The sequence below is a fragment of the Thermococcus thermotolerans genome (assembly GCF_024707485.1).
Lineage (GTDB): Archaea > Methanobacteriota_B > Thermococci > Thermococcales > Thermococcaceae > Thermococcus > Thermococcus thermotolerans.
The window spans coordinates 1701395-1720825 of the sequence record NZ_CP102602.1; the positions used below are offsets into that span (position 1 = coordinate 1701395).

At 54.9% G+C, this 19431-nt stretch carries 27 protein-coding genes; 11 read left to right on the plus strand and 16 right to left on the minus strand.

Annotated elements, in window-relative coordinates; translation table 11 throughout:
- Genes NUS69_RS09600 through NUS69_RS09635 form a run of 8 tightly spaced genes read right to left on the minus strand, consistent with a single transcriptional unit; the run spans position 1 to position 4028 of the window.
- Positions 1-1536: a proton-conducting transporter transmembrane domain-containing protein gene (locus NUS69_RS09600; protein ID WP_258083551.1), complete on the minus strand. Its 1536-nt coding sequence runs from the start codon at positions 1534-1536 to the stop codon at positions 1-3.
- On the minus strand, positions 1533-1892 hold the full coding sequence (locus NUS69_RS09605; protein ID WP_055430023.1) for an NADH-quinone oxidoreductase subunit K: 360 nt from the start codon (positions 1890-1892) through the stop codon (positions 1533-1535). The genes NUS69_RS09600 and NUS69_RS09605 overlap by 4 nt, the downstream gene beginning before the upstream one ends.
- Positions 1889-2350, minus strand: coding sequence for a Na(+)/H(+) antiporter subunit B (locus tag NUS69_RS09610; protein WP_258083552.1), 462 nt, complete (start codon positions 2348-2350; stop codon positions 1889-1891). Before NUS69_RS09610 ends, NUS69_RS09605 begins: the two co-directional genes overlap by 4 nt.
- Complete coding sequence (mbhE, locus tag NUS69_RS09615; protein WP_258083553.1) at positions 2347-2643, minus strand: hydrogen gas-evolving membrane-bound hydrogenase subunit E; 297 nt, start codon at positions 2641-2643, stop codon at positions 2347-2349. The genes NUS69_RS09610 and mbhE overlap by 4 nt, the downstream gene beginning before the upstream one ends.
- A complete protein-coding gene (locus NUS69_RS09620) occupies positions 2640-2906 on the minus strand; it encodes a DUF4040 domain-containing protein (RefSeq protein WP_055430021.1) in 267 nt (88 codons plus the stop codon). The genes mbhE and NUS69_RS09620 overlap by 4 nt, the downstream gene beginning before the upstream one ends.
- Entirely contained in the window at positions 2903-3274 is a 372-nt protein-coding gene (gene mnhG, locus NUS69_RS09625; RefSeq protein WP_258083554.1) for a monovalent cation/H(+) antiporter subunit G, read from the minus strand. Before mnhG ends, NUS69_RS09620 begins: the two co-directional genes overlap by 4 nt.
- Entirely contained in the window at positions 3271-3534 is a 264-nt protein-coding gene (locus tag NUS69_RS09630; protein ID WP_167893848.1) for a cation:proton antiporter, read from the minus strand. The genes mnhG and NUS69_RS09630 overlap by 4 nt, the downstream gene beginning before the upstream one ends.
- Complete coding sequence (locus NUS69_RS09635; protein WP_258083555.1) at positions 3531-4028, minus strand: monovalent cation/H+ antiporter subunit E; 498 nt, start codon at positions 4026-4028, stop codon at positions 3531-3533. Before NUS69_RS09635 ends, NUS69_RS09630 begins: the two co-directional genes overlap by 4 nt.
- A 363-nt stretch (positions 4029-4391) precedes the next feature.
- On the opposite strand from NUS69_RS09635, the gene NUS69_RS09640 reads away from it, so the two are divergent.
- The 4 genes from NUS69_RS09640 (at position 4392) to NUS69_RS09655 (ending at position 7235) form a co-directional block, all read left to right on the plus strand.
- Positions 4392-4604, plus strand: coding sequence for a TRAM domain-containing protein (locus NUS69_RS09640; RefSeq protein WP_055430018.1), 213 nt, complete (start codon positions 4392-4394; stop codon positions 4602-4604).
- Positions 4605-4815: 211 nt separating this feature from the next.
- The gene (locus NUS69_RS09645; RefSeq protein WP_258083556.1) at positions 4816-6093 is read left to right on the plus strand and encodes a tRNA (N(6)-L-threonylcarbamoyladenosine(37)-C(2))-methylthiotransferase; all 1278 of its coding nucleotides are present in this window, start codon (positions 4816-4818) and stop codon (positions 6091-6093) included.
- 170 nt (positions 6094-6263) lie between these two features.
- On the plus strand, positions 6264-6650 hold the full coding sequence (locus NUS69_RS09650) for a hypothetical protein (RefSeq protein WP_258083557.1): 387 nt from the start codon (positions 6264-6266) through the stop codon (positions 6648-6650).
- Between the two features lie 18 nt (positions 6651-6668).
- Entirely contained in the window at positions 6669-7235 is a 567-nt protein-coding gene (locus tag NUS69_RS09655) for a signal peptidase I (protein WP_258083558.1), read from the plus strand.
- Here the strand turns inward: NUS69_RS09655 and NUS69_RS09660 are convergent.
- Complete coding sequence (locus tag NUS69_RS09660) at positions 7232-7588, minus strand: cupin domain-containing protein (protein WP_258083559.1); 357 nt, start codon at positions 7586-7588, stop codon at positions 7232-7234. The two genes, NUS69_RS09655 and NUS69_RS09660, sit on opposite strands and share 4 nt — an antisense overlap.
- 127 nt (positions 7589-7715) lie before the next feature.
- Here NUS69_RS09660 and NUS69_RS09665 point away from each other — a divergent pair, with 127 nt between their 5' ends.
- From NUS69_RS09665 to NUS69_RS09675, 3 genes are all read left to right on the plus strand, one after another.
- Positions 7716-9374: a metallophosphoesterase family protein gene (locus tag NUS69_RS09665; RefSeq protein WP_258085083.1), complete on the plus strand. Its 1659-nt coding sequence runs from the start codon at positions 7716-7718 to the stop codon at positions 9372-9374.
- 99 nt (positions 9375-9473) lie between these two features.
- Positions 9474-10691 carry an inorganic phosphate transporter gene (locus tag NUS69_RS09670; RefSeq protein WP_258085084.1) on the plus strand — a complete coding sequence of 406 codons (1218 nt, stop codon included), beginning with the start codon at positions 9474-9476 and terminating at the stop codon, positions 10689-10691.
- A gap of 4 nt (positions 10692-10695) precedes the next feature.
- Positions 10696-11370: a TIGR00153 family protein gene (locus tag NUS69_RS09675; protein ID WP_258083560.1), complete on the plus strand. Its 675-nt coding sequence runs from the start codon at positions 10696-10698 to the stop codon at positions 11368-11370.
- A gap of 54 nt (positions 11371-11424) precedes the next feature.
- On the opposite strand, the gene NUS69_RS09680 is transcribed toward NUS69_RS09675, so the two are convergent.
- Positions 11425-11652 (minus strand): Lrp/AsnC family transcriptional regulator, encoded by a 228-nt coding sequence (locus NUS69_RS09680; RefSeq protein ID WP_012572508.1) that lies wholly within the window; start codon positions 11650-11652, stop codon positions 11425-11427.
- 52 nt (positions 11653-11704) lie between these two features.
- Between NUS69_RS09680 and NUS69_RS09685 the strand changes: the two genes are divergently transcribed.
- Entirely contained in the window at positions 11705-12352 is a 648-nt protein-coding gene (locus NUS69_RS09685) for a serine/threonine protein kinase (RefSeq protein ID WP_258083561.1), read from the plus strand.
- Here NUS69_RS09685 and NUS69_RS09690 read toward each other — a convergent pair.
- Positions 12320-12646, minus strand: a complete 327-nt coding sequence (locus NUS69_RS09690) for a hypothetical protein (protein WP_258083562.1) — start codon at positions 12644-12646, stop codon at positions 12320-12322. The two genes, NUS69_RS09685 and NUS69_RS09690, sit on opposite strands and share 33 nt — an antisense overlap.
- 68 nt (positions 12647-12714) lie before the next feature.
- Between NUS69_RS09690 and NUS69_RS09695 the strand changes: the two genes are divergently transcribed.
- On the plus strand, positions 12715-14589 hold the full coding sequence (locus NUS69_RS09695; protein WP_258083563.1) for a dipeptidyl-peptidase 5: 1875 nt from the start codon (positions 12715-12717) through the stop codon (positions 14587-14589).
- Between the two features lie 5 nt (positions 14590-14594).
- On the opposite strand, the gene NUS69_RS09700 is transcribed toward NUS69_RS09695, so the two are convergent.
- Genes NUS69_RS09700 through NUS69_RS09720 form a run of 5 tightly spaced genes read right to left on the minus strand, consistent with a single transcriptional unit; the run spans position 14595 to position 18181 of the window.
- Positions 14595-15446, minus strand: a complete 852-nt coding sequence (locus NUS69_RS09700) for a class I SAM-dependent methyltransferase (protein WP_258083564.1) — start codon at positions 15444-15446, stop codon at positions 14595-14597.
- A 4-nt stretch (positions 15447-15450) separates the two neighbouring features.
- Entirely contained in the window at positions 15451-15927 is a 477-nt protein-coding gene (locus tag NUS69_RS09705; protein ID WP_258083565.1) for a type II toxin-antitoxin system VapC family toxin, read from the minus strand.
- Positions 15918-16118: an antitoxin family protein gene (locus tag NUS69_RS09710; RefSeq protein WP_258085085.1), complete on the minus strand. Its 201-nt coding sequence runs from the start codon at positions 16116-16118 to the stop codon at positions 15918-15920. Before NUS69_RS09710 ends, NUS69_RS09705 begins: the two co-directional genes overlap by 10 nt.
- A gap of 41 nt (positions 16119-16159) precedes the next feature.
- A complete protein-coding gene (locus NUS69_RS09715) occupies positions 16160-17095 on the minus strand; it encodes a dipeptidase (protein ID WP_258083566.1) in 936 nt (311 codons plus the stop codon).
- 6 nt (positions 17096-17101) lie between these two features.
- The gene (locus NUS69_RS09720) at positions 17102-18181 is read right to left on the minus strand and encodes a hypothetical protein (RefSeq protein WP_258083567.1); all 1080 of its coding nucleotides are present in this window, start codon (positions 18179-18181) and stop codon (positions 17102-17104) included.
- A gap of 63 nt (positions 18182-18244) precedes the next feature.
- Between NUS69_RS09720 and NUS69_RS09725 the strand changes: the two genes are divergently transcribed.
- Positions 18245-18808: a DUF531 domain-containing protein gene (locus tag NUS69_RS09725; RefSeq protein WP_258083568.1), complete on the plus strand. Its 564-nt coding sequence runs from the start codon at positions 18245-18247 to the stop codon at positions 18806-18808.
- The gene (locus NUS69_RS09730) at positions 18769-19245 is read left to right on the plus strand and encodes a signal peptidase I (protein WP_258083569.1); all 477 of its coding nucleotides are present in this window, start codon (positions 18769-18771) and stop codon (positions 19243-19245) included. The genes NUS69_RS09725 and NUS69_RS09730 overlap by 40 nt, the downstream gene beginning before the upstream one ends.
- Positions 19246-19431: the final 186 nt, after the last annotated feature.

The window sequence follows — 19431 nt, forward strand, 5'->3', positions numbered from 1 at the left end:
TCACGCACCCCCCAGCACGGCTGATATGTAGGTTCCAGCGTTTTCGAGCATCTTTGCGGCGGGTATCATGATCCGGTCGCTGATGAACCACGGGAAGAGCCCCATGAGGATTATTACCGCCACGAGGAGGAGCATTGGCACGAGCATGGCCTTTCCTGGCTCCTTGGCCTTCATGACCCTCTCGCTGGGCCTTCCCAGGAAGGTGAAGAGCACCCTGATGTACGCCGCAAGGCTGAACGCTGTTCCTATCACCGCTATGACCGCCACCAGCGGGTTGAAGAGCGCCGAGCTCTCGTAAATGAGCCACTTGCTCGCGAAGCCGTTCATCGGCGGGAGGCCTATTATCGCCGCGGCGCCGACAAGGAATGCGAAGCTAGTCACGGGCATCTTTCTGGCTATGCCGCTCAGCTCGTTGAGGTTCTTGGTTCCGAGCTGGTGGATGACGACTCCGGCGACCAGGAAGAGGAGCGCCTTTATGACGGCGTGGTTGACGGTGTGGTATATCGCTCCCGCCAAGGCTATGTTTCCAACATCGCTTCCGTAGGCGGCCAGGCCTATTCCGGTTCCGAGGAGGATGTATCCAATCTGGCCCACACTGGAGAAGGCAAAGAGTCTCTTCATGTCCGTCTGGATTACAGCCATCGCGTTGCCCACTATCAGGGTAGCGCAGGCGAAGAGTATTATGACCCACCCTATGGTTCTGGTGTCTATGCCCGTGCTGAAGACGCTGAAGGCCATCCTGGCCAGGGCGTAGGTTCCGCCTATCTTGATGACCAGGCCGGAGAGCATGGCGCTGATTGAGCTTGGAGCCGCTGGGTGGGCATCGGCGAGCCACATGTGGACTGGAACCGCACCGCTCTTGAATAGCAGTCCTCCGATGAGGAGTCCGAGGGCCACCTTGGCGGTGAAGGTCGGGTTCTCGGCTATCATCTTGGCCAGGTAGGCCATCGTCAGCGTTCCGTACTGGCCGTAGAGGAGCACTATTCCGAGGAGGATGAAGCTGCTCGCTATCGAGCCCACGAACATGTACTTTATGCCGGCCTCTATGCCCTCCCAGGTGTCGTTCCTGAAGGCAACGAGGGCGTAGCCGGCTATGCTCATTATCTCCATGAACACGTAGAAGTTGAAGAGGTCGCCGGTCATGGCTATACCGAGCATTCCGACCTCAAGGAGGAGTACGAGCGCGTAGTACTTTTCGAGGCCCGTGTCGTGCCTCATGTACTCGGTGGAGTAGAGCACGGCCACGAAGGCGACGAAGGCCACCATGAGGATGAATATTGCTCCCAGCAGGTCGACCTCCCAGACTATCCTTATCGGAAACGGGACTCCGTTTCCGAGGGGGCTCTTCGCTCCGAGGGTGTAAACGAGTATCTCGCCGCCCTTCCAGACGGTGTAGAACAGCTCCGCTGCGACGCCGAGCGTGATGGCGGTGATGAGTACTGCCCACAGCTCCCTAGCCTTCTTTCCTGCGAGGCTTATTATCGGGAGTGCAAACGCTCCGAAGAGTGGGACTATGATGAGGTACGGGAGCATCATCCTCTCAACCTCCTGAGCTTGTTAACGTCGAGGCTTCCGTAGTGCCTGTAGGCGTTTATCGTGAGGGCCATGGCTAGGGCCAGCACACAGACTCCTATGACTATGCTGGTGAGGGTCAGTGCCTGGGGCAGTGGGGCCACCATGGCGCTCTTCACGGTCTCGTAGCCGGTGTAGATTGGCGCGGTTGGTATCTGGCCGAGTTCTATCCTGTAGCCGAAGCTTATGAGGAGCAGGTGTATTCCGGAGTCGATGACGTTGAGGGCCAGGATGAGCTTGATGAGGTTCCTCTTGTAGAGGAACGCGTAGATTCCCATTGCTATCATGAGGAAGGCGGTGATGAACTGGAACGGGATCACTCTTTCCACCTCCTGTAAGCGGCTACCGCCACCATCGCGCTGACCAGTCCCGCGAAGACCTTCAGACCTACAGCCAGGTTCATTATCGGCAGGTATCCCGCTGAAAGCAGCGTTCCCGGCTGGCCGTTGAAGAAGGGCCCGCTGTGCCAGAGCGTGTTGTAGAAGAACGCAACTCCCAGACCGAGCATGGCCGCTCCAAGGAATACCAGGCCTCCGAGGCCCTCAAGTGCAGAGTAGAGGTGGTGGTTGTAGCGCCTCTTCATCTCGCCGAAGCCGAAGGCTATGAGGAACAGTATCCCTGCCCCGGCTATCGTCGCACCCCCCTGGAAGCCGCCTCCCGGAGTGAGGTGACCGTGGGAAACTATGTAGGTGCCGAATATGCCGATGAGGGGGATGGTGGCCCTCGCGGTGGTCTTAACGATGAGCCCCATTTCACTCTGCTCCGAACGGCGGTTCATTCTTCATCCCTCCTCCAGGGCCTTAGCAGAGCCACCGCTCCAGCTATGGCGGTGAAGAGAACCGTCGCCTCTCCGAGGGTGTCGTAGCCACGGTAGTCGAACACTATGTCCGTGACTATGTTTGTCCCCCCTACTTCCTCAACGCCGTGCTTGATGTAGTACTGGTCGGTGTAGCGGTACTTCATCCACTCGTCCCCGCCGAGGCCGAACTTTATCCCCGTTGACGGACTCGCAACGACGAGGAGCACTCCGAGGAGGAACAGCAGTGCGAGAGCTCCAAAAGTCCTGTTCATGGCCCCTCACGCTCCCATCTCTCCGTTTTGGCAATTCCATACACAACTATGGCCGTAACGACGCCGGCTCCGACGGCGGCCTCGGCTATTGCGACGTCCGGCGCGTGGAGCATGTAGAACTCCAGGCTCAGCAGAAGGCTCATCGCGGCGGAAGCTATGGCCGCGCTGAGCAAGTCGCGCATGGTTATCGTGAGGTAGGCCGCTATGAGGACGCCGAGGAGTATGCCGAACTGGATCGCCATGTCAACCGAGAGGACGTTCATTCCTCACCACCCCTTAGTTTCTCTTCGTAGGCATCGATGACGGCTTTGGCGGGTTTGTATCCGCTGAGGTGTGCCGCCTTCGCTATTGCGTGCGCCCCCGTCGGGTTCGTGAGGAGGAGCGCCACCAGTGCCACGAGGCTGTGGAGCGCCATCTGGAGGTATTTGGGGTCACCTGTGAGGTGGAGCTGGTAGGCGGCGTGAACTACCACAGCTAAAACCGCGAAGATCGTCCCAAAGGTGGTGCACTTCGTGGCCCCATGGAGTCTGGTGTAAACATCGGGGAACCTGTGGAGCGAGAGGCTGCCCAGCAGGTTGAAGATGATGTTTATGCCCAGGAAGGCGTATATTACGTAGGTTACCGCGCTCACCTCAATCCCCCCTGGAGGTACTTCGCTATCGCCAGGGTTCCGACGTAGCTCAGGAGCGCGTAGACTATCGCGATGTCGATGTATATCGTCCTGTCGTAGGCCGCTCCTAGCAGAACCATCCCTGCGACGATCAGGGTATTGAGGGTGTCCACTCCGACAACCCTGTCCGGCACGCTCGGGCCGAAGAACACCCTGAGCAGTGCCAGGAACGCACCTATCATGACTATGACCGCAGCGTAGAAGAACTCGGGTGCTATCATCTTCCCAGCCTCCTCGCCCATTTCTCAAATGAGCCGGCTATCACCTCGGAGCTCTTCGGCTCCTTGTCGGTGACGTTTATCCAGTGGACGTAGAGTGCCTTCTCCTCCGGACAGGCATCAACGGTCAGCGTTCCGGGGGTGAGTGTTATCGAGTTGCTCAGTATGGTGTACTGGGCGTCGTTTTCGAGGTCAACCGGGACGCGCACGATTCCCGGCTTTATCCTGCCGGTTATGACGCGGTAGGCAACGTCGAGGTTGGCCTTGACCATGCCCCAGAAGAGCACGGGGGTGTAGGCTATGAAGCCCGCCCACTTAACGGGGTTGAGGAAGCGTGATGCTTTCTCCCCTATGACGTCCCTGGTGGCGAAGGCTATTATAGCCGAGAATATCACCCCGGCAACGAGCTCCTGGCCGCTCCAGAGTAACCCTTTACTGCCCGCAGTCAGCACTAACCAGAGCACGAATGACCAAATGAATACAGCGATGAAACTCATTGTTCTTCCCTCCTCTCACATGATACGGGCTCTACAGCCCTGTGTTTCGTCGTTTTTCAATTAAAACTTCGTTATTTGTTTTAAAAGGGTTTTTTGAAGCTTAGAATTGAAAGTAAAGGTCTGTAACTCCTTGTTTTTAACCAAAGGTTAAATACTTGCGTCGGCGGTGGAAAATTGGCTGGCAGAAATTTTTGGGCCTGATTGTCCTTTGTTGGACTTATATGGCTGGAGACGGCATTTTAGTGACTTTAGGGGCGTAAAAATTACCCAAAGCTTTATATACCCTCGGGACGAGCAAGTGTTGGGACTCTTCTTGGAGTTCTCCCTGAAGAGCCCGGAAAGTTGAAAGAGTTGGTGTTAGATATGTATGGAGATGGATTTGGCGGTGGCTACGAGGCCCCTGTTAAGGTTGGAGAAAGGTACAGAGTTAGGATTGAGAGCCTTGGGAAGGGCGGTGACGGCATCGCCAAGATAAAGGGCTTCGTTATCTTCGTCCCGAACACCCAGGTCGGCGACGAGGTTGAGATCGTCATTAACTCGGTTAAGAGAAAGTTCGCTTTCGCGGAAGTCATCTGATTTCCTTTCCCTTCTATTCTTACCTGATTGAAGCGTTAGGGTGTTCACTAAGATTTATTCGATATCCTGACGCCATGGCATAGGGGTGCCACGATGACAGCAATTTTTCACGTTTTTCCTGTCCTGCTCGTGATGAGCCTTCTGTTCTCTGGGAGGTAGTTCCCAAACCTGAACCGCACCCTTTTTAAACCCCTCCCCAGAGCGCCCACCGATGGTAAGGGTTCACGTCGAGACCTATGGCTGCACGAGGAACAGGGCCGATGCTGAGATAATGGAGGCCCTCCTGGTTAGGGCAGGCTATGAGCTGGTGGAAACCCCTGAAAATGCCGATTACGTCGTGGTGAACACATGCGCCGTAAAGGACCCCACAGAGAAGCACATGCGCGAGCGCATAGCGGAGCTCATCGGCTCTGGAAAAAGGGTCATCGTCACAGGCTGCCTTCCCCACGTCAGCCCGGAAGCCATAGACTCCCGCGTCTCCGGGATCCTCGGAGTGAAAAGCATTGATAGAATAGCCGAGGCGATAAGCGTAGCTGAGCGCGGCGGAAAGCTGGTGAGCGTTGAGGGCTGGCGCGAGAGGAGCATAGACAAGCTTGAACTCCCGCGGCTGTGGAAAAACGGTGTTGCCTTCGTCGTGCCCATAAGCGAGGGCTGCTTGAACGGGTGCACCTACTGTGCGACCCGCTTCGCCCGCGGAGTGCTTAAGAGCTACAGGCCTGAACTCGTTGTCAAGTGGGTGAAGGAAGCTCTGGCAAAGGGTTACAGGGAGATCCAGCTGTCGAGCGAGGACACCGGCTGCTACGGCTTCGACATCGGGACGAACTTGGCTGAACTCCTTGACGAGATAACGGCTATAGAGGGCGACTTCAGGATAAGGGTCGGCATGATGAACCCGAACCATGCGATAAAGATACTCGACGAGCTGGTTGATGCCTACCAGGATCCGAAAGTCTACAGGTTTCTCCACCTGCCGGTTCAGAGCGGCGACGATGAGGTTCTGAGGAGGATGGGAAGAACGTACACTGTGGACGAGTTTGAGGAGATAGTTCGAACATTTCGTAAGAAAGTTCGTGATTTGAACCTCAATACGGACATCATAGTGGGCTTTCCTGGGGAGAGTGATGAGGCCTTTCAGAACACCGTTGAGCTGATTAAGCGCGTCCGTCCGGACAAGATAAACGTCTCCCGCTACTCTCCGAGACCGGGAACGGTAGCTGCCAGATGGAAGCAACTTCCTGGCTGGAGGGTCAAGGAACGCTCCCGTTTACTTCACAGGCTCAGACTCCAGATAGCCCACGAAATAAACCGCTCCTACGTCGGCAGGACAGTCGAGGTTCTTGTCCACGGCGCCGGTGAGAAGGGGGGCGTTGAGGCCCGGACTTTCAATTACAAGGATATAATACTGGATTCCGGCGAGCCCGGTGAATTCCTCCGGGTTCGGGTCGAATGGGCCGGTTCGACGTACCTTAGAGGCACTCCCCTTCACTGAGGCACTCTTTTGTGAAGTATCCAAGGTGGATTGAGGGATTCTTAACGATTTTCTGGTTCTTTTGTAAAACCTACAACTTCAAAAGGTGAACCGTTATGGTTTGCTTTAGAAAACTATTTATACCCCCAGAGGGGCAGAAGTTATAAGGCTCTATTTAGGGGTGGGTCAAAATGAGGAGGAACAATAAGAAGAGGTTAATTCCGCTTGCTCTGGCCCTTGCGCTTTCCCTCATCAGCGCCGCGCTTGCTGTTCCTGCCATTACCCTGAACGTTCAGGAGCTTGGACAGGGGAGCACCGTTATAACGAGCAGTGTTACAAACGCGGATGTTTCGTGGACACTTGACTCTACTAACCCGGATTACGTTACCGGCGCCACGGTTACTGTTACCACTGATCCGGGGGCTGGAACAATATATCTGAAGCTCTACAGTGGGACGACTCTAGTGGCCGTTGCTCAGGCGACTTTGAATGGATCGGGTACTTATACGCTTACCTTTGCCTCGCCAGTGGCTTTGAGCAGTTTCGACACTGTCTACGTGGTCTACCAGGGTGGCTGAAGGAATAGGAGGCCCTGAATGAATGCCAAGCGCTTTGACTTCCTCTCCATTTTGACGTATTCTATTCTTGTCTTTGTGCTGGGAATCGTTGCTCTGCACTTTGTCCTCGGCTTTCAGTACGTTGTCATCCTAACCGACTCCATGAAACCCCATATAAACCCGAACGATATGGTGATTACAAGACCCGTCTCCCCGGGCGATGTGCATATCGGTGACGTGATTCTCTATCGTATTGAGATTGGAAATGCAACGTACAGGATAACCCATCGGGTGGTGGATATAAAAACTGACCCGGCGGGAAATATTTACTATGTAACCAAAGGGGATAACAGAGAGTACGCTGATCCGTGGAGGGTCTATCCCAGTCAGATTGTGGGAAAGGTCGTGCTCGTTGTTCCCAAGGCTGGGATCATCTGGTACTATACGCCTCTCATAATATTCGGTCTGTTGCTTATAGTGGTGGCCTCTCTCGCGTATGATATAGCTTGGTCGCTTCTGGAAGAACCTGTACGTCCTAAGTCCAGAAAGGCAGACCTGATCGCCCTCAGGAGAAAGAAAATAAAGGTGTATCACTACCGCCGCTAGACCCACTCATCCTCGGGGATTGCCTCTTTCTTGGCGGGAATGATGCAGAGGAACTCGAAGGTCTCGCTTAACGCTTTGTAGCCGTGGGTCTCGTTGGGTGGAACGTAGAGGAAGTCGCCAGCCTTGACGTGAACCTCCTTGCCGCCGCCGGTTATTATTCCCTCACCCTTCACGATGAATATCTCGTGCTCCCAGTCGTGGTGGTGGAGCGGTATTTCAGCGCCCTTCCTGAGGACGAAGTAGCGCATCGCGTAGTTTTTAGCCCCAAGCTTTGGAGAAACGAGCCACCTTATGGTTACCCCCTCAAAACCGGTGTCCTTCTCGGGGACGTCTTTGTAGTGTCCAACGAACATGGTATCACCCAGATAAATTTTAGACACGATTATTTAAACCTGCCGAGCTTAGGGGGCCGGAAAATATAGGGAAAAGTCCAAAAGGACTTTAAGCTCCAACTTTTAACTTCCTGTGGTGAAGGATATTATGAGGAAGGTTGCTTCTGCAGTCCTGCTGGTTCTGATCGTCCTGACGGCGGGATGCATAGGGTCAAACGGAGGGACAGCCTCAACATCCCCCACAAGCACGGGGATCACATCAGCTACGTCTCCAACAGCTTCTCCCACTGAATCCGGTGGCATTGACTTTGCAGCTTATGGAAAAGGCCAGGTCCTTTCTAACTGGTACAAAATTGGGAACACATCGAAGGTCTACGTCAGTAAAGGGTACGAGGACTTGGCCAAGCACTACTTCCCGAACGCCCAGATCCTGCCGGCGAGCCAGTACGAGGGTGGCATCGCTATACTCTCTCCGGAGGATGCCCGCCCGGTTCTCAGAGGAAAGCCGATACTGATAACGGTCAATGACTACTTCGGCTACATCGTCTACAAGCTCGGCCTTAAGTTCGTTGGCAAGGATAAGGGCATCTTTGCGGCGTTCAATAAGGATGGAAGGGAGTACATAGTCTTCACGGGCACAAGCAAGGCAGGTGCCGGAGCCGCTCTGGAGTACGCGATGGGAATCAAGAACGGAGGTCAGGTCTATCCCAACGACGTCGTGAGGAGCGGAGAGTTCGAGGGAATTCTCCTCAAGGTCATAGGGGACAACAACTGGAACGGGATACCCGACGAGGGGGAGCACTGGTACCTGAGCTCATTTAAGACGATGGAGCCTTTCATCTACTACTGGCGCATCGTTGACGGTGAGAACGTTACGGTAAAGGGAGGATTCATAAAGTTCGTCAACGGCTCGACCGTATATATTTACGCCCTTGGCTTCAACGTCAGCGTGGAAGTCAAGAACTCCAACGGGGCTGAGCTCACCTACGTCATCGAGAACACCAATCCCTCCGTACTCAACCTGCCGGAGGGTGTCGAGACGGGGGACACGTGGGTCAGGTTCACAACCTCCAAACCCTCCTTCAGCGTCGTTCCGAAGGATGTTGAAAACTACACGATTTTTGCCTTCGGAGACCACAGGCCCGATGGTGGGAAGGAACTTCCGCAGGTATTCCTCAAGATAAGGGATGCCATAAACGCCGACAGCGGGGTCTTCATAATAGACGGTGGAGACCTGGTCTATTCCGGCAAGGTCGACGAATGGGGCGAGCTGATGAAGGAGTGGAAGTGGAACAAGCCCGTGTTCATAGCCGTTGGCAACCACGAGTACCGCGGGGAAGGCATAAACGTCTACCACATGCTCTTTGGGCCGACGGACTACTCCTTCGTCCTTGGAGATTACTACTACATATTCATGAACAACATAGACCACGATTACGGGCTGAGCGACGAGCAGTGGGCGTGGCTTCAGAACGAGCTCGAAAAGGCTAAGAGCCTCGGCAAGAAGCCCGTCATCGTCATGCATGCCCCTCCGGTTGACCCAAGACCCAATGGCAACCACGGCATGAACTACATGGACGGCAAGAAGCTCCTCCAGCTCATGAAGGCCTACAACGCCTTTGGGGTCTTTAGCCACATTCACATGTTCTGGGACGGTGAGATAGACGGCGTCAGGTACATAGTCACCGGTGGAGGCGGAGCGCCGCTCTACGCCAAGCCCGATGAGGGCGGCTTTTACCACTATGCCAGGCTCGGCATGCTCTCCAATGCCACCATAACCGCCGAGCCCGTGAAGGTGAATCCCTGATTTTCTATTTATTCTATTTATTTCTACATAGAGATTCCCACACAACTATATTCTACTGCGGCAAGATATTTATATGTCCCCCCTTATTGGGCTTCGGTGATGGCAGTGGAAGTGTGGCTACTGATAACCGTGATCCTCGGATTTGCCATGGCGTGGGCGATAGGCGCTAACGATGCCGCCAACTCGATGAGCACCGCGGTGGGTGCGAAGGCGATAACCCCCAAACAGGCCGTCATAATAGCCGGCCTTCTTGAGTTCACCGGGGCGTACTTCTTTGGAAAAAGCGTTACCGAGACCATACGGAAGGGCATCCTCGACCCGACGATGATAACCGACCCGAACGTTCTTATCTACGGTTCCGTTGCGGCGCTTCTCGCGGCGACCCTCTGGCTTGTAATAGCCACCAAGTTCGGCCTGCCTGTCTCGACAACCCATTCGATCATAGGCGGTATAGCGGGCTATGGAATAGTCTACGCCGGAACGGCCATAGTCAACTGGGGCAAGATGACTCAGGTTGTCCTCAGCTGGATACTCTCCCCGATAGTCGGGGCCATAATGGCCTACTTCATATTCAAGGCGTTAACAAAAAGCATCTTCGAGAGAAAAGACCCCGTGAGGAGTGCCCGCATCTGGTCTCCCTTCTGGATCGGGCTGGCCTTCGTGGTCATAGGGACGATGTTCTACATCAAGGTCCTCCACGGAAAGGACCTCAAGACGGGCGTTTTCATGTACGGCGTCCCGCTCGGCATAGTTGTGTTCTTTGTAACGTACGTCCTCATAAAGCTCCGCTTCCCGAGCAGCGACCCCTTCATAGGTGTCGAGGCAATCTTTAGAAAGGTTCAGGTCATCACCTCTGGTTACGTGGCCTTAGCGCATGGAGCCAACGACGTGGCAAACGCGATAGGCCCCGTCGCGGCCGTCTATGCGGTGGCAACGATGGGGCTGAGCGGCATGCAGGTTCCCGTCCCCAAGTGGATCCTTGCCCTCGGTGGCCTGGGGATAGCGGTAGGTGTTGCCACCTACGGATACAGGGTGATGGAGACGGTAGGAAAGAAGATAACGGAGCTCACCAACACGAGAGGCTTCACAATAGACTTTTCGGCAGCAACGGTCGTTCTGGTTGCCAGCTGGATGGGCCTGCCAATCTCAACAACGCATACCGTCGTTGGGGCAGTCATAGGGGTAGGCCTTGCCAGGGGAGTAAAGGCAATAAACAAGAACATCGTTAGGGACATAATAATCTCCTGGTTCATTACCGTTCCGGTCGCGGGTCTGATAAGCGCGGCCATATTCAAGTTCCTCATGATCGTGGGGTGATAACATGCAGGTCTGGACAAAACTCTTTGCGAAGAGCCCGTTCAAGCCCCTCATAAAGCACTCCGAGGTCGTTCTCAACACCGTTGAGACCCTCGAAAAGGCGCTCCAGCGCTGGTACGATGGGGACTACGAGGAGATGAGAAAGATAGCCGTCGAGGTTGACCGCCTTGAGGACGTTGCCGACAGGATAAAAGAGGAGATAAGGGACTCCCTCAGCTCGAAGCTCATGATGGCAGTGGCTAGAGAGGACGTGCTCATCTACCTCCACATGCAGGACAAGGTGGCAGATGCGGCAGAGGACACCGCCAAATGGCTTCTCATCAGGGAGCCTGGAGAGCTTCCGGTCGAGGTCAAGGAGGTAATCCTCCAGATGGGCATGGAGAGCATTAAGGCTGCAAAGCTCGTCCACGAGGCCATAGTCCAGATGGATAGGGTTATAGAGAGCGGCTTCGCCGACGGGGAGATATCCAAGGAGTACGAGATAATCAGGCAGATAGAGAGCGTCGAGAACAAGATAGACGGCCTCGACACGAAGCTCATGCAGCTCGTCTTTGAGAACACGGAAAAGATGAGCTGGGGCGACGGATTCTACATCCTCAACATCGCCAGAACCCTCAGCAACATCTCTGACAAGGCGAAGGATGCGGCCGAGAGGATAAGGCTCATGATGAATAAGTGAGCCCCTTCTTTTCCGTTATTCTTAGAAGAAGGGCAAGAGAGAAGAACGAGAGGTTCAGATGGCTATCATCGTCGAGGTCATCTGTATCTCGGACATCTTCCTTATCTTCTCCGTGATGAACTGGTCAAGGTCCTTGAGCGTGTCTGTCTCAACCTTAACGACGAGGTCGTACTCGCCGTAGACCACGTAGGCCTCCTTAACCTCCGGCATGGCCAGAAGCTTCTCCATAACTTCCCTTTCCTTTCCAGCGGCCGTCACCATCAAAATAAAAGCCGTCACCATGGCTATCACCAAAAGTATTTTATCGGCGGAGTATTTAAGCTTATCGAGGAGTATGTTCGACCACCTGATAAGCAAAGCCCGGCTGGGGCGGTTTTACTCTCACCTGAAATCGCTCGGATTCGAGGAAATCCGCCCCTACTCCAAGGGAACCACGAGCCTTATCTTCCGGGCAATGTTAGATGAAAAAAACGTCATCATTAAGCTCCAAAGGCCCGATTCGCCGAGGCAGAACTTCGCGAGGGAGGCGAAAATCGTCAGGACGATAGAGCCCTTCGGGGTAACTCCCCCGCTGGTGAGGTATGGCGTCTTTGAAGGCCTTGAGTACCTAATCCGGGAGTTCGCGGAGGGGGAGATAATCTTCCACGCCGACCTGGAAAAGCGCCACCTCTTTGAGGTAGTCGAGAAAACCGCCCTCCTCGACAGGCTCGGCCTCGACCACGGCCAGATCCAGGGCGGCAAGCACATAATAGTCGGCGAGCGCGTTTACCTCATAGACTTTGAGAAGGCCAACTGGAGGAAGCCGAAGAACCTCACCTCCGCGATGGCGATGATTTTCCTCAACGACAACTACATCTCGCGTCGGGTGAGGGCGAAGTTCGGTATCGATGGAGAATTTTTGGACGAAATGAGGAACGAAGTTAGGGCTTACAAAAGAACGGGGAGGCTTTCAGGCCTTCTCCGCCTCCTTTCTCGCCTTTAGTCTGTCTGCGTAGATCGCCAGCAGGGGTATCGCGATCGCCATCGCTATGAGGCCCATCCTCGGGTCCCACAGGTAGTTGAAGACCAGTATGACCACCACCGCTATGGCTATCATGAGGAAGAGGTCACGGTCGTAGAGCCTCGACTTCGCCAGTACGTTCTGCTCCCTCGCGATGTATGCTAAGTAGAGGGGTATCCCTAGGGCGGCCAGTGCTATTCCGCTGTATGTTCTGAGAACGAGCGAAACCACTATTCCAGCAGCCAGTATAATTCCAACGGCGTACTCTTCCTTCATCCTCTCACCTGGACGGGTAGTTACCCTTATATACTTTTAAGGCTCTCTACTAGGTAGGTGATAGCGTTATGAGCAGTATCGAATGGAACCATGAGACCTTTTCTAAGTTCGCCTACCTGGGCGACCCGAGAATAAGGGGGAACCTTGTCGCCTACACCCTCACCAAGGCCAACATGAAGGACAACAGGTACGAAAGCACCGTGGTCGTTGAGGACCTGGAGACCGGCGCGAGGCGCTTCATCGAGAACGCCTCCATGCCGAGGATCTCACCCGACGGCAGAAAGCTCGCCTTTACTCGCTTTAACGAGGAGAAGAAGGAGAGCGAGATATGGGTCGCTGACGTCCAGACCCTGAGCGCCAAGAAGGTTTTGAGCGCTAAAAACGTCCGCTCAATTCAGTGGAACGACGACTCCCGGAGGCTCCTCGTTGTGGGGTTCAAGAGGAGGGACGATGAGGACTTCGTCTTCGACGACGATGTTCCGGCCTGGTTTGATAACATGGGCTTCTTCGACGGCGAAAAGACCACCTTCTGGGTTCTTGACACGGAGAGCGAGGAGGTAATCGAGCGGTTCGAGAAGCCGAGGTTTTCAAGTGGGATATGGCACGGCGATTCCATACTCGTCAACGTCCCGCACCGCGAGGGAAGCAAGCCCGCCCTCTTCAAGTTCTACGACATCTACCTCTGGAGGGACGGCGAGGAGGAAAAGCTCTTCGAGCGCGTTTCCTTCATGGCGGTGGATTCCGACGGGAAGGCCATCCTTCTGAGGGGGAAGAGGGAGAAGAAGTACCTCAGCGAGCACGAGTGGCTCTACATCTGGGACGGAGAGCTCAAGCCGGTCTACGAAGGTCCGCTGGACGTCTATGACGCTAGGCTTGATGATGGGAGGGTCTACTTCCTGACGCCCGACGCTGGAAGGGTGAACCTCTGGCTCTGGGACGGGAAGGCCGAGAGAATCGTTGCCGGTGACCACTGTGTATACGGCTTCGACGTCCACGGAGGCAGGGCGGTTCTGCTTATAGCGACGGCGACGAGAATAGCGGAGCTCTACCTCTACGACGGCGAGCTGAAGCAGATAACCGACTACAACGGGCCGATATTCGAACGGCTCAAAACCTTTGAGCCGAGGCACTTCCGCTTCAGGTCCATTGACCTTGAGATAGACGGCTGGTACCTCAAACCGGAGCTGAAGGAAGATGAGAAGGCTCCGGTGATAGTCTTCGTCCACGGCGGACCGAAGGGGATGTACGGCCACCGCTTCGTCTACGAGATGCAGTTAATGGCGAACAAGGGCTACTACGTTGTCTTCGTGAACCCGCGCGGGAGCAACGGCTACAGCGAAGACTTTGCCCTCCGCGTGCTGGAGAGAACCGGTCTGGAGGACTTCCAGGACATAATGAACGGTATTGAGGAGTTCTTTAAGCTCGAACCCCCGGCAGACAGGGAGCGCGTTGGAATAACCGGCATAAGCTACGGCGGCTTCATGACCAACTGGGCCTTAACTCAGTCCGACCTCTTCAAGGCCGGCATCAGCGAGAACGGCATAAGCTACTGGCTGACGAACTACGCATTCTCAGACATAGGCCTCTGGTACGACGTTGAAGTCATCGGGCCAAATCCGCTCGAAAACGATAACTACAGGAAGCTCAGCCCACTGTTCTACGCAGATAGGGTTAAAGCGCCGATCCTGCTCATCCACAGCCTTGAGGACTACCGCTGTCCGCTCGACCAGAGTTTAATGTTCTACAACGTGCTCAGGGACATGGGCAAGGAGGCGTACATAGCGATATTCAAGCGTGGTGCCCACGGCCACAGCATACGGGGCAAGCCGAAGCACAGAGCGAAGAGGTACAGGCTCTTCATCGAGTTCTTCGAGCGCAAACTCAAGAAGTATGAGGAAGGCTTCGACGTGGAGGAGGTGATGAAGGGCGAAACGAAGGAATGAGCTTTTTATCCCTTTTCTTTCATTGGCTTCCTCGCCACCACTCCCAGGGCCTCCTCAACACGCTTAACCCCCACGAAGCCCGCTTTTCTCAGCCTTTCCATGACGCCCCTCTGGAGGTCTTTCCTCCGGTACCTCTTCCCCGGGTTCCCGACGTAGTGGAAGAGCCTCCCACCGGGCTTTAGGACGCGATACAGCTCGCGGTAGAACTCCTCCGAGTAGAGCTGTCCAGCTAAAGAAAAGCGCGGCGGGTCGTGGATAACAACGTCGAAGGTCTCGTTCTTAAAGCGCTTCACGACCTCGGAGGCATCGCCCTGTATGACCTGCACCTTTCCTCCCGTGAAGAGCTCCCTGCTCCAGGGGTTTATCCTGGCGAGCTCCAGGACGTGCGGGTCTTTCTCAATGGTTATGACGTACGCCCCCCTCCTGGCGGACTCTATGGCGGTGTATCCCAGCCCCATGCAGGTGTCCAGAACCGTTTCGCCTTCCTTCGGCTTGACCGCGTTCACCTTGTTCCTTGTATCCTGGAGAGGGTTCACTTCCTTCGTGCGGTGCATTCTGATGCCGTTTATCTCTATCGTGGGCGGAATCGTCGGGACGAGCTTGTAGAAGTGCTTTCCGGCTATTGCGGCCTTGTAAACGCCGTTTCTGATAAAGTAAACGCTCCCCTCATCTCTCGCGATTCTCTCTATGATGTCCCTCCCAACCCGCGTTCCGTCTGGGAACACGAACTCGTCTCCCTCAATGGTTACGAGCCACGATCGGTTCGTTTTCCTCAGGTCGAGGTTGAGCCTCGCCCCACCCTTCGCGAAGAGCAGCCTCCTTGCCTCTCTCGCGGTCAGAAAATAAAGGATTTCCATTGTATCACCGGAGGACGCGTTCTATTTCCCTGATGGAGTTCTCTCTCACTAGGAGGGACTCTATTTCCAATTTTCTGGCTCTGAGATGCATTCCTCTGTCGTCAGTTATCAGTGGGAGGTTCAGAAGACGTGCCGTTGCTATAAAATACGCATCAAATCCAGAAGCTCCAGTAAGGGTGGCGACCTCCCTGGCTTTTTCCAGAATCTCTGCATCATAGTGAAGTATGAAATTATCTTCGATGGTGTCGCTGGCGATCGACGCCCTGTATTCGTCTCCGGTGATCCTCCTGATGACCCCAGCTACTTCAACGACGATTACGGCTGGTGAGTGAATTTCAATTCTTTTCTCTTCTATCGTCTCAAGTATGAACTGACACTTCTCGTGAGCTTCAAGCTCCCTTTTGAGTATCTCCTCATCGAGATTTCTGGGGGGAGGTAAGAGTGCCTTGAGGACAACTGAGGAGTCTATGACTACTCCCATAGTTTCCTCTCCCGGGTTTCGTTGAGGGCGCTCTCAGCGTCCTTCTTAACTTCTACGCCCTCAAATAGCTTTATGAGCCCCTTCAAGGAGGGTCGGATTATCAGCTCAACCTCCGTGCCGGCTGGAAGATTAAGCTTCTTCTTGGGCCTCAGAACGCCGTTCTCATAAACAGCAACTATCTTTGTTCCCATTATCACTCCCCATGGAGAAGTTTGGAAAAACCATTAAAAACCTAACCCACGACCCTCTCAAAAACGCGCTCGAAGTTCTTGAAGGCTATAGCCTCGACTTCTTTCTCGCTGAAGGTCTCTCTCAGCTTTTCAATCAGCGCCGGAATCTTTGATTCGTCCTCAAAGCCCTCTACGCTCCTGCCGCTCCATCCGGGGAGGTAGTAGACGAAGTCGAAGCCGAGACCGACGTGTTTGTAACCGGCCAAGTCTGCCATGTACGCTATGTGCTCCACGTACCTCTCAAGTGTTGCCCTCTCCCGGTGGACGAAGCTTGGGATCGCCACCGCCCCGATGACACCACCGCGCTCCGCTATGGCCTTTATCTGTTCATCGGTGAGGTTCCTTCGGTGGTCGCAGAGGGTTCTTGCGTTGGAGTGCGACGCTATAACCGGAAACGCGGTAATATCGAGGACGTCCCAGAAGCCGGCCTCGTTGATGTGGCTCAGGTCGATGACTATTCCGAGCTCCTCCGCCTTTCCGACGACCTCGATACCGAAGTTGGTGAGTCCTCCATTCGTTCTTTCAAAGACACCGTCGCCTATCGCGTTGCGCAGGCTCCAGGTGAGGGTTAAAACGCGGAGGCCCAGGCGGTAGAAGACCTCCAGGAGGTGGATGCTCTCACCTATCGGTTCACCACCCTCAAGGCCGAGCCAGAGTGCGATTCTTCCCTCTTCAATGACCCTTTTCATCCCTTCAGAGTTCGTCACCAGCTCGAAGCGTTCGCTCTCCTCGATGTCCCTTCTGAGGGCGTTGAGGACCTCCAGGCCGTAGACGGTTGCGTTGCTCCTCCTGTCGGGGCGCGTCCAGATGGCCATGACCCTGGCATCTATCCCCGGGGCGAAGAAGCGTTCGAAGTTTTCCTCCAGAACGTGAACCTTCCCCCTGTCCCTTTCGTCGTAGATGAACGTCGGGAGGTCGGAATGGGCGTCGAATATCATGGCTCCTCACTGGCTCTCCTCTATAGCAACCACCTCAGTCATAGCTTCGGCCCTTATCTCCGGGTCGGGTATGCTCTCAACGATCTCCCGCGCTTCTTCAAACTCGTTTCTTTTTGCCAGCTCTACGGCTATTGCCCTCAGGGCGTCGCTCTTCTTGCGAACGTCCTTTATAGCTTTCGCGAACTCAAGCGCCCTTCTCAGGCTTCCGAGTTCGGTCAGAATCCTGGCTATCTTCTGCACGTTGGCCTCCGTGAAGCGCGGGTTTTTACAGTGCTCAAAGGCCCTGTCAACGACCTCCAGATACTCTACGTTGTTCACCCTCTTCATCCAGAGCGCCACTTCAAGCTCTCCTATGAGCCTCACGACCCCGGCGTACTTCTTCTCAATGAGCGCAAGGGCGTAGTGGTTCCTTCCCTCAAGGAGCGCCTGCCGTATCGACGGGAGGCCGACCTCGTAGACCGTCTGGGCCAGCTCTATCTTCTTCTCGACGACGGCCGCGCGCTGGTTTACATGGAGCTTGTCAAATATGTCGAAGGCCATACGGTAGAAGTCGAGGGCTTTACTCGACGGAAGTGCATCACCCGCCTTCTCAAGGAGCTCGCCTATCCGTATTATGCCGTCGACTTTAAGGTTGTACCCCACTTCCGCCCCGATTATTGTGTCAAAGGCTATGTTGAAGAGCTCAAGGGCGTTTTCGGGATAACCCCCAATTGCCAGATGATACGCAAGCTCGGAGAGGACTATCCCCTTCTCTATTGGGCTTTTTATTCTACCAGTTACGTCCAGAGCACGATTGAAGAAATCCATAGCGTCCTCTTCGTATCCCATTATCGCGAGGGAAGAGGCTATCGTTGAGTACGCCACTGCTCTGCTGGCCGGGTCTTTGAGCTTCTTGGCTATGTACATGGCGTCCTCTATTATGCTGGGGATCCATTCTTGGGGCCCGCCGTGCTGGTATATAGCAACGGCTATGTCCGTGAGAACCTCTATCTGGTCCAGGGGATCCTTCAGATTGTGAACCTCGGACAGGGCCTCCTCGTAGTACCCCCTTTCAATCAATAGTTCTATTTCCTCGCGCGTCGTCATCCTAACTGTTTAGTCTGTTCTAAATCCTTATAAACATTCCCTGGCCACTTTAAGTGAGGAAAGATGCTGACTCTGGCCCTTTACAACACGTACGACCCAAAGAAGCTCCATGAGGCCCACCTCAGGGCGATAGCCAGGGCCGGGCCAATTGCCCACGCCTACGGCTTCCATCTGGCACTGGTTGGCTTCCCCTTTGAGGGAGAGCCGCTGGACGTTGCCCGGGAGATTAGCTCCCGCACCACGATAGGTGAGGGCGGAAAATACCTGCTTGAGCTGGCCGAGAGAAACCGCTTCCACCTTCTGGAGTTCCCCAGGAGGGGGTTTCCGCCGCAGTTCGGTGTCCCCGTCGCCACGACCAGAAAGCCGAGCGAGGAGAAGGAGATAACACCACTTGAGCTTGCAGAGAGGGCTTTGAGGGGTGAGAGTTTCCTCCTCCTGGTCGGCCTCGGCAGGCACGGCCTCCCGAAGGAAATCTTTAAGACCGCCCGCTACCACATGGACATCACTGGAAAGAGGGTAAGCTTGGAAACCTGCACCGCGATAGGTGCCATACCCGCGAGAATAAGCACCCTCATGGAGGCGCTGAAATGGAGGACTCATGGAAAAAGGATCTGGCGTGGATACTGATAGCCCTCCTGGCGGTCTTCACGCTCCAGGTGGGCCTCAAACTGGCCCTTCACACTGATTCGCCCCTGGTAATAGTCGTCAGCGAGTCCATGGAGCCCGTATTTTATCGGGGTGACGTCGTCCTGCTCAAGGGTATAAACGAGGATAACATAGACGACGTCCGCGTCGGTGACGTTATCGTCTACAAACGGCCCGGCTATGAATACCCGATAATCCACCGCGTCAGGGAGATAAACACGGTCGAGCTGGGGGGAAAGGTCGAGAAGTGCTTCGTGACGTGGGGCGACAACAACTGGGCTCCCGACCCCCCGTATCCGACACCCTACGGCACCATCCCCTGCGTTCCAGCTTATGCCGTTGAGGACAAGGCTTTAGTCGTCTTCCCGAAGATAGGGCTCATCCCCCTCATAATAAGGGAGCACCTCGGCCTGGGATGATGTGAGGGTAGGTGTCCGAGGGTTCCGATGATGAGCTAATCGGCCCCTGACCCTACGAAAGACAAGGGGGCTCCGCCCCCTTATCTCTCTGTACTCTCAAACCCCCGTAGTGGGGTTCCACCCCACAACCCCGTTCTTCTCTAAAAACCTGGGAAACTACGTTTCCCCACCTTCCTTACTCCTTAA

What these genes read in the sequence shown, in the direction of transcription:
- NUS69_RS09600 (WP_258083551.1), bottom strand. Translation starts at nt 1,536, where the DNA reads ATGATGCTCCCGTACCTCATCATAGTCCCACTCTTCGGAGCGTTTGCA.
- NUS69_RS09610 (WP_258083552.1), bottom strand. Translation starts at nt 2,350, where the DNA reads ATGAACCGCCGTTCGGAGCAGAGTGAAATGGGGCTCATCGTTAAGACC.
- mbhE (WP_258083553.1), bottom strand. Translation starts at nt 2,643, where the DNA reads ATGAACAGGACTTTTGGAGCTCTCGCACTGCTGTTCCTCCTCGGAGTG.
- NUS69_RS09620 (WP_055430021.1), bottom strand. Translation starts at nt 2,906, where the DNA reads ATGAACGTCCTCTCGGTTGACATGGCGATCCAGTTCGGCATACTCCTC.
- NUS69_RS09630 (WP_167893848.1), bottom strand. Translation starts at nt 3,534, where the DNA reads ATGATAGCACCCGAGTTCTTCTACGCTGCGGTCATAGTCATGATAGGT.
- NUS69_RS09635 (WP_258083555.1), bottom strand. Translation starts at nt 4,028, where the DNA reads ATGAGTTTCATCGCTGTATTCATTTGGTCATTCGTGCTCTGGTTAGTG.
- NUS69_RS09640 (WP_055430018.1), top strand. Translation starts at nt 4,392, where the DNA reads ATGTATGGAGATGGATTTGGCGGTGGCTACGAGGCCCCTGTTAAGGTT.
- NUS69_RS09645 (WP_258083556.1), top strand. Translation starts at nt 4,816, where the DNA reads ATGGTAAGGGTTCACGTCGAGACCTATGGCTGCACGAGGAACAGGGCC.
- NUS69_RS09650 (WP_258083557.1), top strand. Translation starts at nt 6,264, where the DNA reads ATGAGGAGGAACAATAAGAAGAGGTTAATTCCGCTTGCTCTGGCCCTT.
- NUS69_RS09655 (WP_258083558.1), top strand. Translation starts at nt 6,669, where the DNA reads ATGAATGCCAAGCGCTTTGACTTCCTCTCCATTTTGACGTATTCTATT.
- NUS69_RS09660 (WP_258083559.1), bottom strand. Translation starts at nt 7,588, where the DNA reads ATGTTCGTTGGACACTACAAAGACGTCCCCGAGAAGGACACCGGTTTT.
- NUS69_RS09665 (WP_258085083.1), top strand. Translation starts at nt 7,716, where the DNA reads ATGAGGAAGGTTGCTTCTGCAGTCCTGCTGGTTCTGATCGTCCTGACG.
- NUS69_RS09670 (WP_258085084.1), top strand. Translation starts at nt 9,474, where the DNA reads ATGGCAGTGGAAGTGTGGCTACTGATAACCGTGATCCTCGGATTTGCC.
- NUS69_RS09675 (WP_258083560.1), top strand. Translation starts at nt 10,696, where the DNA reads ATGCAGGTCTGGACAAAACTCTTTGCGAAGAGCCCGTTCAAGCCCCTC.
- NUS69_RS09680 (WP_012572508.1), bottom strand. Translation starts at nt 11,652, where the DNA reads ATGGTGACGGCTTTTATTTTGATGGTGACGGCCGCTGGAAAGGAAAGG.
- NUS69_RS09685 (WP_258083561.1), top strand. Translation starts at nt 11,705, where the DNA reads ATGTTCGACCACCTGATAAGCAAAGCCCGGCTGGGGCGGTTTTACTCT.
- NUS69_RS09690 (WP_258083562.1), bottom strand. Translation starts at nt 12,646, where the DNA reads ATGAAGGAAGAGTACGCCGTTGGAATTATACTGGCTGCTGGAATAGTG.
- NUS69_RS09695 (WP_258083563.1), top strand. Translation starts at nt 12,715, where the DNA reads ATGAGCAGTATCGAATGGAACCATGAGACCTTTTCTAAGTTCGCCTAC.
- NUS69_RS09700 (WP_258083564.1), bottom strand. Translation starts at nt 15,446, where the DNA reads ATGGAAATCCTTTATTTTCTGACCGCGAGAGAGGCAAGGAGGCTGCTC.
- NUS69_RS09705 (WP_258083565.1), bottom strand. Translation starts at nt 15,927, where the DNA reads ATGGGAGTAGTCATAGACTCCTCAGTTGTCCTCAAGGCACTCTTACCT.
- NUS69_RS09710 (WP_258085085.1), bottom strand. Translation starts at nt 16,118, where the DNA reads ATGGGAACAAAGATAGTTGCTGTTTATGAGAACGGCGTTCTGAGGCCC.
- NUS69_RS09715 (WP_258083566.1), bottom strand. Translation starts at nt 17,095, where the DNA reads ATGATATTCGACGCCCATTCCGACCTCCCGACGTTCATCTACGACGAA.
- NUS69_RS09720 (WP_258083567.1), bottom strand. Translation starts at nt 18,181, where the DNA reads ATGACGACGCGCGAGGAAATAGAACTATTGATTGAAAGGGGGTACTAC.
- NUS69_RS09725 (WP_258083568.1), top strand. Translation starts at nt 18,245, where the DNA reads ATGCTGACTCTGGCCCTTTACAACACGTACGACCCAAAGAAGCTCCAT.
- NUS69_RS09730 (WP_258083569.1), top strand. Translation starts at nt 18,769, where the DNA reads ATGGAGGACTCATGGAAAAAGGATCTGGCGTGGATACTGATAGCCCTC.